The organism is Enterobacter sp. MGH 4 (assembly GCF_000534735.1).
Classification (GTDB): Bacteria; Pseudomonadota; Gammaproteobacteria; order Enterobacterales; family Enterobacteriaceae; genus Enterobacter; species Enterobacter intestinihominis.
The window spans coordinates 2,363,407-2,375,661 of the sequence record NZ_KI973289.1 but is presented as its reverse complement, the minus strand read 5'-3'; the positions used below and the strand labels follow the sequence as shown (position 1 = coordinate 2,375,661).

The following is a 12,255-nucleotide window of genomic DNA, read 5'->3' as shown; positions in this document are numbered from 1 at the left end:
TTAGCCCGCCTCCAGCATCCCAAAGCTGACAATCCGCGAGCGGCCCAGCTCTTTCGCCCGGTACAACGCGACGTCCGCCGCGCGCAGCAGATTATCGCTCTGCGCGTGCTGCGGATAGCTGGCGATCCCGATCGACACATCCACCGGGCCAATCTCCGAAAGCCCGTAGCGCAGCGAAAGCGCATGCACGCCGTTGTAGATCTCCGTTGCAGCGGCGTGCGCTGCTTCCTCATCTGCACCGGTAAGAAGCACCAAAAACTCTTCACCCCCATAGCGGAAGGCCAGCCCGCTATCGTGTACCGCCCGTTGAATAATGGCTGCCACGCTTTTGATCACCAGATCGCCAGCCTCATGACCAAAGCGGTCATTAATGCTCTTGAAGTGATCGATATCGATCATCAGGCAGCTTACCGGCTTCTCGTTACGCACGACCTGCTTCATTTGAGTACGTAACGTATCTTACAGATGGTGGCGGTTACGCAGCCCCGTCAAGGGATCGAACAGGGCTTTTTCCAGCAGCGCATCGCGCAGCCGCTGGTTGGCCAGCGCCAGTCCCAGCGCCTCGGCCATCAGTTCCAGATAGGCGCGGGACGGCGCGGTTTCAGGCGTGATATCCTGGAATGAGAGCAATCCAATCGCCTCGCCCTGAGCAATCAGGGGAACGCACAGCGATTGCTGCGCCTGTGATTCGGGCAGATGATAACAGCCGATATCCGGCTCGCCGTTCACTGGCGGATGGCTTTGACCACGCCGGACGGCCCAGCATTCGTCAGGATGGAACGGCTTTTTATCCCCTTCTGGCGATAGCCATTCGGCCGTACAGCGCATCTGCCACGGCTCGCGTTCCAGAATATACAGGCGCCCTGAAACCCCCGGCGCAATATTGGGTGCAAACAGCTCCGCCACATTCATCACGTCGGCAAAGTTTTCACAGCCCTGCAACCGCTGGGTCATTCGCGCCAGCAGTTCGCGGATGGCCCAGTCAGCATCGCGCTCTTTTTCCAGCCGCTGCCTTGCCAGCCCGTTCTCACGGAAGATGCGGATGGCCTGCGCCATATCACCGATTTCATCAACCTGGGTAAAGTTCGGCGTTTCGACGGCGTAATCCTGCGATGCAAGACGATGAACTACGTCACTCAGACGCACCACCGGACGGAGTACGCGGCGCTTGAGGATGAAAACCATCACAAACAGGAAGAGCAGGGCGGTCAGGCCGACCATCACCTCAGAGGCCGTTCGAAGCGTTTTGGACGTTTTGGTTGCGGCCTGCACGTCGGCAATAATGCGCTTGTCCAGCAGCATGCGAAAGCGTTCGATAGTGTTGTGTGCCCGTTCGAGTTCCAGCTCATAGCTCTTACCAAACAGCAGCGAAACGGCCTGCTGTTCCTCGCCACGGGCGATACCGTCAATGGCTGCCTGCTGTTCATCCTGTAGATCGTCTACAATTTTCAGTCCGTCGTACAGCAGCGCCAGCTCTTCGCCCGATGCCCCCGTATTTTTGAGCTGTCGCAGCGTGTGTTCGATATTCTTCAGCTCGGCTTCTTTCGCCTGATATTTCTCAAGCACCTCGGGCTCTTTTTGGATGACGTAAAGCCGCGCCAGATCGGAGAGCATCCAGGTGTCTGTCTCGATCTCCTCCGTCAGCTGATCGAAGACCTGGCGTTGTTTAACGGCTTCACGTTCGATGTTATCGGCGTGGGAAGCCATCAGCATGACGATGCCGGAGGCAATGGTCAGGCACACCGTGACACCATAAGCCCAGTTCGTGATCGTGGCGATTCGCACCTGTTGGATCCTTCTACGACAAATGTGAAAGAGCGTTCATTTCAGATTATAGAAAACCTCTGATTTATCGCGAAAAAAAAGGCGGCACAGGGCCGCCTCACAGAACGCCTTTCTTTATAGATCCGGAGAATTTCTCCCCTCTTCGATAAAGTCTGCGTCCAGCTCCTCGGCGTTGCCTGCGTGATCGCGGCCGGAGAAGAGGTTCCAGCAGGCGATAAACAGAGCGGCAATCAGCGGCCCAATCACAAAGCCGTTGATGCCGTACAGCTCCATACCGCCGAGCGTGGTGATCAGTATCAGGTAGTCCGGCATTTTGGTGTCTTTGCCCACCAGCAGCGGACGCAACAGGTTGTCCACCAGCCCGACGATAATGACGAAGAAGCCCACAATGAACAGACCCTGCCACAGCTGGTGAGTGGCAAACAGGAAGATGGCGGCGGGAACCCAGACGATGGCCGACCCAACGGCAGGCACCAGGGAGAGGAATGCCATCAGTGCGCCCCACAATACGCTGCCGTCAATACCGACAATAGCAAAGGCGATACCACCGAGCGTGCCCTGAACCACCGCCACGACCGCCGTGCCTTTTACCGTGGCGCGCGACACGCCGACAAACTTAGCGAACAGGTGCTGTTTGACGAAGTCAGACAGCGGCAGCGAGTCGAGGATCTGGCGCACCAGATACGGCCCGTCTTTCAGCAAGAAAAACAGCAGATACAGCATAATGCCAAAGCTGATGGCAAAGCCGAACGTCCCTTTCCCAATCAGGAACGCGCTGCCCGCCAGATACTGCCCGCCCTGTAACGCGACATCGGAGAGTTTTTTCTGGATCTGCGCGGCGTTGGTCAGGTTGTGATCCGCCAGGAAGCCGCTGGCCCAGTCCGGCAGGCGGTTGAAGATACCGGCGATCACTTCCGGGAACTGCGTGTTGTTCTGTTGCAGCCTGGTGTAAACCATGTTCAGTTCCACCGCGAGCGAGGAAAGGATCACCATCAACGGAATAAACACGATCAGGCAGATAATGCCGAGTGTGAGGAGTGAAGCCAGCCCGTTGCGATCGCCCAGCGCGGTACGCAGTTTGTTTTTCACCGGGTTGAAAATGATGGTCAGGATCGCGGCCCACAGAATCGCCGAGAAATAGGGAGACAGCACGTCAAAGAAGGCCCAGGTTACAAGGGCCAGGATGAGAATAAAGAAACCTTTGGTCAGTCCGTTAAATCGCATAGTGAGTCCTGGTGAAGAAGAAACTGTGTCGACTATAGAACTGATTTAAGGATTTACCAATAATTGCGCTGAAGTCGCGCCGGGTGGCTTTTTGTTAACAATCGCGGTATAACACTCCTTCTTTGGATGTTTAGATGTCCATACGTTTAGAAGGTAACATGCAAACACAACAAGAAAACGGGCAACTTAAGCGCACCATGAAAACCCGCCACCTGATTATGCTCTCGCTGGGTGGCGTTATCGGCACAGGGTTATTCTTCAATACCGGATATATCATCTCGACAACCGGCGCGGCGGGCACGCTGCTGGCATATCTTATCGGTGCGCTGGTGGTCTGGCTGGTCATGCAATGTCTGGGCGAACTTTCCGTGGCGATGCCGGAAACCGGCGCGTTTCACGTCTATGCCGCCCGCTATCTCGGCCCGGCGACGGGGTATACCGTGGCGTGGCTCTACTGGCTTACGTGGACAGTGGCGCTGGGATCGAGCTTTACCGCGGCCGGGTTCTGCATGCAGTACTGGTTCCCACAGGTTCCCGTCTGGACGTGGTGCGTTGTCTTTTGCGCTGTGATTTTTGGTCTTAACGTGATTTCCACGCGCTTTTTCGCGGAAGGGGAATTCTGGTTCTCGCTGGTCAAGGTTATCACCATCGTCGCCTTTATTATTCTCGGCGGCGCGGCCATCTTTGGCTTTATCCCGATGGCGGACGGCTCTGCCGCGCCGGGACTAAGCAACATTACCGCCGAAGGCTGGTTCCCGCACGGTGGCCTGCCGATCCTGATGACCATGGTGGCGGTCAACTTTGCCTTCTCAGGAACGGAGCTTATCGGCATCGCGGCAGGGGAAACGGAAAACCCACACAAGGTTATTCCGGTTGCTATTCGCACCACCATCGCCCGGCTCATCATCTTCTTTATTGGCACCGTGTTTGTGCTGGCGGCGTTGATCCCGATGCAGCAGGCTGGCGTGGAGAAAAGTCCGTTCGTGCTGGTGTTTGAAAAGGTCGGCATTCCGTATGCGGCGGATATCTTTAACTTCGTGATCCTGACGGCGATCCTCTCGGCGGCGAACTCGGGTCTGTACGCCTCTGGCCGTATGCTTTGGTCTCTGTCTAACGAGAAAACGCTGCCGCGCTGCTTTGCCCGCGTCAACAAAAACGGCGTGCCGCTGACGGCGCTTTCTGTTTCCATGCTGGGCGGCGTGCTGGCGTTGTTCTCCAGCGTGGTCGCGCCGGATACGGTGTTTGTGGCCCTGTCAGCCATTTCCGGTTTTGCGGTGGTGGCGGTGTGGATTAGCATTTGCGCGTCGCACTTCGTGTTTCGTCGCCGTCACGTGCAGTCCGGCCAGCCGCTATCCGCGTTGCATTATCGCGCGCCATGGTATCCGCTGGTGCCCGTGCTTGGCTTTATCCTCTGTCTGGTGGCCTGCGTCGGCCTGTGGTTTGACCCCAGCCAGCGTATTGCCCTTTATTGCGGGCTTCCGTTTGTCGCCCTGTGTTATGGTGCGTACTACCTGACCCGAAATCTGACCACGCAGGAGCCTGAACATGTCGCAGAATAATCCGCTTACCGCCCTCCTTGAAAAACAGCCGTTTGTCGTGCTGGATGGGGCGATGGCAACGGAGCTGGAAGCGCGTGGTTGTAACCTTGCCGACAGTCTCTGGTCGGCCAAAGTGTTGATGGAAAATCCGGAGCTGATCCGCGACGTACACCTCGACTACTACCGCGCGGGGGCACAGGTGGCGATCACCGCCAGCTATCAGGCGACACCCGCAGGCTTTGCCGCTCGCGGGCTGGACGAGTCGCAATCCCGGACGCTGATCGGCAAAAGCGTAGAGCTGGCACGCAAAGCGCGCGAAGCGTACCTGGCAGAGAACGCAAATGCAGGCACTTTGCTGGTGGCGGGATCTGTGGGCCCTTACGGCGCGTATCTGGCCGATGGTTCCGAGTATCGCGGCGATTATGTGCGTAGCGCTGAAGAATTTACCGCCTTCCACCGCCCGCGTGTAGAGGCGCTGTTGGATGCGGGCGCGGACCTCCTGGCCTGTGAAACGCTGCCTTCGTTCACTGAGATTAAGGCGCTGGCGGCGTTGCTGACGGCATATCCGCGCGCCCGGGCATGGTTCTCATTTACCCTGCGTGACAGTGAGCACCTGAGCGACGGAACGCCGCTGCGGGATGTTGTTTCTGCGCTGGAAAGCTACCCGCAGGTTGTCGCGCTGGGGATTAACTGTATCGCGCTGGAAAACACCACGGCGGCGCTGATGCATCTGCACAGCCTGACGTCGCTGCCCCTGGTGGTCTATCCGAACTCCGGCGAGCATTACGATGCGGTGAGTAAAACCTGGCATCACCACGGTGAAACGTGCGAGACGCTGGCGGGGTACTTACCGCAGTGGCTGGAAGCAGGCGCGAAGCTGATTGGCGGCTGCTGTCGGACCACGCCGCAGGATATTGCTGCGCTGACGGTTCAGCGCTGAGGCCTTTGCCGGGTGGCGGCTGCGCCTTACCCGGCCTACAAATTGCACGAACCGTAGGCCGGGTAAGCGCAGCGCCACCCGGCGAAACAACCGTACAAAATTCACTATCCTTTCCCGCTTTTTTTCTAAAAACGAATCGTCATTAGCGATTCTTTTTTATTCCTTTATCAAAAATCCCACGCCGGAAATACTGTCCTTATAACAACAAGGGGAGCAGACGGTATGGCAATTTCATCGCGAATCACGTTACTTGGTGCACTGGCGCTGTGGGCATTTCAGGCGCAGGCGGTGGACGTCACCGTCGCGTATCAGACTTCCGCGGAACCGGCGAAAGTCGCGCAGGCGGATAACACCTTCGCCAAAGCGAGCGGGGCGAACGTCGACTGGCGCAAGTTCGACAGCGGCGCGGCAATTGTGCGGGCGTTAGCCTCGGGCGACGTGCAGATTGGCAACCTGGGTTCCAGCCCGCTGGCCGTTGCCGCCAGCCAGCAGGTGCCGATTGAAGTCTTCCTGCTGGCATCGCAGCTCGGAAATTCCGAAGCGCTGGTGGTGAAGAAAAGCATCACGAAACCCGAAGATTTGATTGGCAAACGCATCGCGGTGCCGTTTATCTCCACCACGCATTACAGCCTGCTGGCAGCGCTGAAACACTGGGGCATTAAGCCGGGCCAGGTGCAGATCATCAACCTGCAACCTCCAGCGATTATTGCCGCCTGGCAGCGTGGCGACATTGACGGAGCATACGTCTGGGCGCCCGCCGTCAACGAGCTGGAAAAAGACGGCACCGTGCTGACCGACTCCGAAAAAGTGGGGCAATGGGGGGCGCCAACACTTGATGTCTGGGTCGTTCGTAAGGACTTTGCCGAAAAACACCCTGAAGTGGTGAAAGCCTTCGCCAAAAGCGCCATCGACGCCCAGCAGCCTTACATCAGCAACCCGGATGAATGGCTGAAACAGCCCGCCAACCTGGAGAAACTCTCACGTCTGAGCGGCGTGCCGGAAGCTGACGTGCCGGGGCTGGTGAAAGGCAACACCTATCTGACACCTGCGCAGCAGGTCCAGCAGCTGAACGGGCCGGTGAGCAAAGCGATTGTCGACACTGCGACGTTCCTGAAAGAGCAGGGCAAAGTGCCTGCGGTAGCAGCGGATTACAGCCGGTTCGTGACCGACCGCTTTGTGAAATAAGGGGGCTGCGATGCTGAACATTACCAACCTGTCTGCCGATTACGGCGGCAAACCCGCCCTGAAAGAGATCAACCTGACGCTGGACAGCGGTGAACTGCTGGTCGTACTGGGGCCGTCCGGCTGCGGGAAAACGACGCTGCTGAACCTGATCGCCGGGTTTGTACCGTATCAGCACGGCACGATCCAACTCGAAGGAAAACGGGTAACGGGGCCGGGCGCAGAGCGCGGCGTGGTCTTCCAGAACGAAGGGCTACTTCCGTGGCGAAACGTGCAGGAAAACGTTGCGTTTGGTCTGCAACTGGCCGGCGTAGCGCGTGAACAGCGTCTGAATACGGCGCGCGACATGTTGAAAAAGGTCGGGCTGGAGGGGGCTGAAAAACGCTTTATCTGGCAGCTTTCAGGCGGGCAGCGTCAGCGCGTCGGGATTGCCCGTGCGCTGGCGGCTAACCCTCAGCTGCTGTTGCTGGACGAACCTTTCGGGGCGCTGGATGCCTTTACCCGTGAGCAGATGCAAACCCTGCTGCTGCGCCTGTGGCACGAAACCGGCAAGCAGGTGCTGTTAATCACCCACGATATCGAAGAGGCCGTATTTATGGCGACGGAGCTGGTGCTGCTCTCACCGGGACCGGGACGCGTGCTGGAGCGTCTGCCGCTTGAGTTTGCCCGGCGCTATGTGGCGGGAGAGCCAGTACGCAGCATTAAATCAGACCCGCTATTTATCGAAAAACGGGAATACATCCTGAGCCGTGTGTTTGAACAGCGGGAGGCGTTCTCATGAGCATTGTCTTCAGTGAAAAAACGCGGCGGACGCGCCGTGCCTTACGCTGGCCGTTCTCTCGCCAGCTCACCTTAAGCGTCAGCACGCTGGTGGTGTTGCTGGCGGTATGGTGGGCGGTTGCCGCGCAGCAGTGGATCAGCCCGCTGTTTCTGCCCCCGCCAGGCCAGGTTCTGGAAAAACTGATCGCCATCGCCGGACCGCAGGGCTTTATGGATGCCACCCTCTGGCAGCATTTAGGCGCCAGTCTGACGCGTATTCTGGTGGCGCTGCTGGCGGCGGTCATTATTGGCGTTCCGGTGGGGATTGCGATGGGACTGAGCCCGACGGTGCGCGGCATTCTCGACCCGCTGATAGAGCTTTACCGTCCCGTACCGCCGCTGGCTTATCTGCCCCTGATGGTGATCTGGTTTGGCATCGGCGAGACGTCAAAGATCTTACTGATATATCTGGCTATTTTTGCGCCGGTAGCAATGTCGGCTCTGGCTGGCGTAAAGAGTGCGCAGCAGGTACGCATACGTGCGGCGCAGTCGCTCGGCGCCAGCCGCGCGCAGGTACTGCTGTTCGTCATTTTACCAGGTGCGCTGCCGGAGATATTGACCGGGTTGCGCATCGGCCTTGGGGTGGGCTGGTCAACGCTGGTGGCGGCAGAGCTGATTGCCGCCACGCGCGGCCTTGGGTTTATGGTGCAGTCGGCGGGAGAGTTCCTGGCGACTGACGTGGTACTGGCAGGGATCGCGGTCATCGCCGCGATCGCCTTTGGATTAGAACTGGGACTGCGCACGCTACAGCGTCGCCTGACGCCCTGGCATGGAGAAATACAATGAGTGAACGTCTGACGATTATCCCGTTGGGGCCGTACATTGGCGCGCAGGTGTCGGGCCTGGACGTAACCCGTCCGCTGAGCGATAACCAGTTTGAGCAGCTGTACCACGCGGTGCTGCGCCATCAGGTGGTGTTCCTGCGCGAGCAGGCCATCACCCCGCAACAGCAGCGCGCGCTGGCCCTGCGTTTTGGCGACCTGCATATCCACCCGGTCTACCCGCATGCGGAAGGGGTGGAGGAAATTATCGTGCTGGACACTCATAACGATAACCCGCCCGATAATGACAACTGGCATACGGATGTTACCTTTATCGACACACCGCCAGCCGGGGCGATTCTGGCAGCAAAACTACTGCCAGAGACCGGCGGCGATACGCTGTGGGCGAGCGGCATTGCGGCGTTTGAGGCGCTCTCCGCGCCGTTCCAGACCTTGCTAAGTGGCCTGCGGGCGGAGCATGATTTTAAAAAATCGTTCCAGGAGTATAAGTACCGTAAAACGGAAGAGGAGCACCAGCGCTGGCTGGATGCGGTCGCAAAGCATCCGCCGCTGTTGCACCCGGTGGTGCGTACCCATCCGGTGACCGGCAAGCAGGCGCTGTTTGTGAACGAAGGGTTTACCTCGCGCATTGTGGACGTAACGGAAAAAGAGAGCGAGGCGCTGCTCAGTTTCCTGTTTGCGCATATCACGAAGCCGGAGTTTCAGGTGCGCTGGCGCTGGCAGGAGAACGATCTGGCGATCTGGGATAACCGCGTCACACAGCATTACGCCAATGCGGATTACCTGCCGCAGCGAAGGATTATGCAGCGGGCGACGATTTTGGGGGATAAGCCGTTCTACCGTGCGGTTTGAGCCCCTCACCCTAACCCTCTCCCCAAAGGGGCGAGGGGGCTGACCGGTGCGGTTTTCACCCTCTCCCTTTTAGGGAGAGGGCAGGGGTGAGGGTATTAAGTGCGCCTCTATATACCGCTGATAGCGGTTCGCCTTCAGATAACACAGATCCACCAGCACCAGCCCGTCGATACAGTTATTGAACGCCGGATCGCTGCCGAAATCGATAAACTGCACGCCGCCTGGCTCGCATAGCTCGGAATATTGTTTATAAAGCGGCGGAATACCGCAGCCCAGATTGCCGAGCAGGGATTTGAGCTTTGTCAGGTCATCCACGTAATCCACCCCGCTAAATTGCGCCAGCACGTCCGGGAGTGACGCCGGGTAGGGTTGACGCGAGGCGGCTAACGGGTGGCTGGCCGGAAACCAGAGACGATAAAACGCGACCAGCAGATCCCGGGCGGCAGGCGGTAAGCCGCCGGAGATGGACACCGGACCAAACAGGTAACGGTAATGTGGATAGCGCGCCAGATAGGCGCCAATGCCTGACCACAGGTAGTCCAGACCGCGACGTCCCCAGTAGCGCGGCTGTATAAAGCTGCGCCCGAGCTCAATGCCGTGCTCCAGTATGTCCTGCATTTTTTCGTCGTAGTGGAACAGGCTGTAACTGTACAATCCCTCGACGCCGCACTTTTCCACCTGCATGGCCGTTGGCATAAAGCGGTACGCGCCGACAATCTCGAGGTCATCATCATCCCACAGAATAAGGTGCAGATAGTCATCATCGTAGCTGTCGGTATCCCGGCGTTTTCCGCTGCCTTCCTCCACGGCGCGAAAGGCAATCTCGCGCAGTCGCCCCAGCTCGCGCAGCAGAGGCGCCTCTTCCTGCCCGTTGCGCTGCCACAAATAGATGGTTTTACCATCGCTGGTTTTGCCCAGACATTCGGCCTGCGCCAGCTCCCGCTTCAGCGTGGCCCTGTCTTCCGGGCGGGCAATGGCGCACTGGGTTTTAAAGACGCCAGGCAATCCCTTGCCAAGTCGTATCACGTGCTGACGGCACTGCTCGGCCATCTCACGCGATGAAAGGGTAGAGCTAAACCGATCATTCCAGGCAATCTGCTGGCCGATTTTGATCGGCAGCTGGCTGTGGCGGCGGCGAAACATCTGTTGCATCAGCAGCAGCAGGGATACCGTCGGCGATACCAGGGTGCTGGCATAAAACAGCAGGCTGTTGTGGGCCTGAATATGTACCGGTAGCAGCGGTACCCGTAGTTTGCTGGCCAGCTTGATAAAGCCCGGATGCCACTTTTTATCGCGGATGCCTTTACGCGTTGGGCGGGAGACTTCGCCCGCCGGGAAGAAGATCAGCACGCCGGCGTTTTGCAGGTGCTGCTCCATCTGCACCAGAGATGCTTTTGCGGTTCTGCCGCCCATATTGTCCACGGGGATAAACAACGAGCTGAGGGGCTCAAGGTGAGACAGCATCCGGTTGGTGACAACCTTGACGTCCCGGCGCACGCGCGAAACGGCGTACAGTAGCGCCAGCCCATCCAGGGTGCCCGTCGGGTGGTTCGCTATCACAATGAGTGGGCCGTGTTCGGGGATTTGTTCGAGGTCTCGGGCGGAAATGGTGCAGAGAATATCAAGGTGTTCCAGAACCTGCTCTACCATATCCAGCCCTTTCAGGTGACGGTGGCTGGCGGCAAACTGCTGAAATTCGTCTTCGTGGAGCAGTCTTTTTAACAGACTTTTTTGCCAGGGTGCGGGCCTCGCCTGAGGCCAAAGGTCATCAAGAACGCTGTCGAGACTAAACATTGATCACTCCTCCTGCCGTCTTGCCCAGACAGTAGAAGGAGGAGATGTCGGTTGTATTGCAGTTTAGTGAAGATTCGCGCAGAGAGTAGGCCGGGTATGGCGAAGCCACCCGGCGCTAAAGCGGATTAACGCAGAATTTTCTTCTCAGCCAGATCCAGCGCGAAGTAGCTGAAGATCAGATCCGCGCCCGCGCGTTTGATCGCACCCAGGCTTTCGAGGATCACTTTCTCTTCGTCGATGGCACCCGCCTGCGCGGCGAATTTGATCATCGCGTACTCGCCGCTCACCTGGTATGCGCCCAGAGGCAGTTCGGTGCGTTCGCGAATGTCGCGCAGGATATCCAGATACGCGCCGGCCGGTTTCACCATCAGACAGTCTGCGCCCTGTGCTTCATCGAGCAGAGATTCACGAATCGCTTCGCGGCGGTTCAGCGGGTTCATCTGATAGGTTTTACGATCGCCTTTCAGCGCCGTGCCCGCCGCTTCACGGAACGGGCCGTAGAAGGAGGAGGCGAATTTGGTGGAGTAGGACATGATGGCGGTGTCGGTAAAGCCTGCCGCATCCAGCGCATGACGAATAGCCTGAACCTGACCATCCATTGCCGCAGAAGGTGCAATGAAATCCGCACCCGCGGCGGCGGCAACCACCGCCTGCTTGCCCAGATTCAGCAGGGTCGCATCGTTGTCCACGCCGTGATCGCACAGCACACCGCAGTGGCCATGAGAGGTGTATTCGCAGAAGCAGGTATCGGACATGACGATCATCTCCGGCACACTCTCTTTGCAGATGCGCGACATGCGTGCCACGAGGCCGTCTTCTTTCCATGCATCACTGCCGGTTGCGTCAGTGTGGTGGGAGATACCGAACGTCATCACCGAGCGGATGCCCGCATTCGCAATGCGTTCGATCTCGCGGGCCAGATGCTTTTCAGGAATGCGCATCACGCCCGGCATCGCGTCGATGGCTTTGTAGTCATCGATCTCTTCTTCAACAAAAATCGGCAACACCAGATCGTTTAAGGTCAGTGTTGTCTCTTCAAACATGGCGCGCAGTGCGGGTGACTTGCGCAGGCGACGGGGACGAGCAATTAAATCGGTCATGGTATGCCTGATGTTTGTGGAACAAAGAGGCTTAGTGTACCTGAAAGCGGAGAGTGGTGTTTTACTAAAGTTGTCTTTTAGATTTTCGAAATCGATTAATATACGCTACATGTATTTTGTATATATTATAAATCTTATTATGGTGTCCAGAGTGGTATGTGATATTGGTGAGGCTTCTATATTGGTTTGGGATTATAAATATAAATGATTTATTGCTTTTTATTATATGTGTCGAAGCA

General features: G+C 57.8%; 9 protein-coding genes and 1 pseudogene. 6 read left to right on the top strand and 4 right to left on the bottom strand.

Features of this window, described 5'->3' with window-relative positions; all coding sequences use genetic code 11:
• Window positions 1-1,785: pseudogene (locus L350_RS0122405) on the bottom strand (diguanylate cyclase).
• A 114-nt stretch (window positions 1,786-1,899) separates the two neighbouring features.
• Window positions 1,900-3,009: an AI-2E family transporter gene (locus L350_RS11215; RefSeq protein ID WP_022647190.1), complete on the bottom strand. Its 1,110-nt coding sequence runs from the start codon at window positions 3,007-3,009 to the stop codon at window positions 1,900-1,902.
• 158 nt (window positions 3,010-3,167) lie between these two features.
• Here L350_RS11215 and mmuP point away from each other — a divergent pair, with 158 nt between their 5' ends.
• The 6 genes from mmuP (at window position 3,168) to tauD (ending at window position 9,122) form a co-directional block, all read left to right on the top strand.
• Window positions 3,168-4,568, top strand: coding sequence for an S-methylmethionine permease (mmuP, locus tag L350_RS11220; protein WP_032624783.1), 1,401 nt, complete (start codon window positions 3,168-3,170; stop codon window positions 4,566-4,568).
• Complete coding sequence (gene mmuM / locus L350_RS11225) at window positions 4,555-5,487, top strand: homocysteine S-methyltransferase (RefSeq protein WP_032624782.1); 933 nt, start codon at window positions 4,555-4,557, stop codon at window positions 5,485-5,487. The genes mmuP and mmuM overlap by 14 nt, the downstream gene beginning before the upstream one ends.
• Window positions 5,488-5,709: 222 nt before the next feature.
• The gene (gene tauA, locus L350_RS11230) at window positions 5,710-6,672 is read left to right on the top strand and encodes a taurine ABC transporter substrate-binding protein (protein ID WP_032624781.1); all 963 of its coding nucleotides are present in this window, start codon (window positions 5,710-5,712) and stop codon (window positions 6,670-6,672) included.
• Between the two features lie 10 nt (window positions 6,673-6,682).
• A complete protein-coding gene (gene tauB, locus L350_RS11235) occupies window positions 6,683-7,450 on the top strand; it encodes a taurine ABC transporter ATP-binding subunit (protein ID WP_022647194.1) in 768 nt (255 codons plus the stop codon).
• Window positions 7,447-8,274: a taurine ABC transporter permease TauC gene (tauC, locus tag L350_RS11240; RefSeq protein WP_022647195.1), complete on the top strand. Its 828-nt coding sequence runs from the start codon at window positions 7,447-7,449 to the stop codon at window positions 8,272-8,274. The genes tauB and tauC overlap by 4 nt, the downstream gene beginning before the upstream one ends.
• Window positions 8,271-9,122, top strand: coding sequence for a taurine dioxygenase (tauD, locus tag L350_RS11245; RefSeq protein ID WP_023305554.1), 852 nt, complete (start codon window positions 8,271-8,273; stop codon window positions 9,120-9,122). The genes tauC and tauD overlap by 4 nt, the downstream gene beginning before the upstream one ends.
• Window positions 9,123-9,191: 69 nt before the next feature.
• On the opposite strand, the gene L350_RS11250 is transcribed toward tauD, so the two are convergent.
• Together L350_RS11250 and hemB are read right to left on the bottom strand one after the other, a co-directional pair.
• The gene (locus tag L350_RS11250; protein ID WP_032624780.1) at window positions 9,192-10,916 is read right to left on the bottom strand and encodes a bifunctional ornithine lipid synthase OlsF; all 1,725 of its coding nucleotides are present in this window, start codon (window positions 10,914-10,916) and stop codon (window positions 9,192-9,194) included.
• Between the two features lie 125 nt (window positions 10,917-11,041).
• Window positions 11,042-12,016: a porphobilinogen synthase gene (gene hemB / locus L350_RS11255; protein WP_003859169.1), complete on the bottom strand. Its 975-nt coding sequence runs from the start codon at window positions 12,014-12,016 to the stop codon at window positions 11,042-11,044.
• Window positions 12,017-12,255 lie beyond the last annotated feature (239 nt).

Coding starts and splice junctions, on each gene's coding strand:
- L350_RS11215 (WP_022647190.1), bottom strand. CDS start 3,009: ATGCGATTTAACGGACTGACCAAAGGTTTCTTTATTCTCATCCTGGCC.
- mmuP (WP_032624783.1), top strand. CDS start 3,168: ATGCAAACACAACAAGAAAACGGGCAACTTAAGCGCACCATGAAAACC.
- mmuM (WP_032624782.1), top strand. CDS start 4,555: ATGTCGCAGAATAATCCGCTTACCGCCCTCCTTGAAAAACAGCCGTTT.
- tauA (WP_032624781.1), top strand. CDS start 5,710: ATGGCAATTTCATCGCGAATCACGTTACTTGGTGCACTGGCGCTGTGG.
- tauB (WP_022647194.1), top strand. CDS start 6,683: ATGCTGAACATTACCAACCTGTCTGCCGATTACGGCGGCAAACCCGCC.
- tauC (WP_022647195.1), top strand. CDS start 7,447: ATGAGCATTGTCTTCAGTGAAAAAACGCGGCGGACGCGCCGTGCCTTA.
- tauD (WP_023305554.1), top strand. CDS start 8,271: ATGAGTGAACGTCTGACGATTATCCCGTTGGGGCCGTACATTGGCGCG.
- L350_RS11250 (WP_032624780.1), bottom strand. CDS start 10,916: ATGTTTAGTCTCGACAGCGTTCTTGATGACCTTTGGCCTCAGGCGAGG.
- hemB (WP_003859169.1), bottom strand. CDS start 12,016: ATGACCGATTTAATTGCTCGTCCCCGTCGCCTGCGCAAGTCACCCGCA.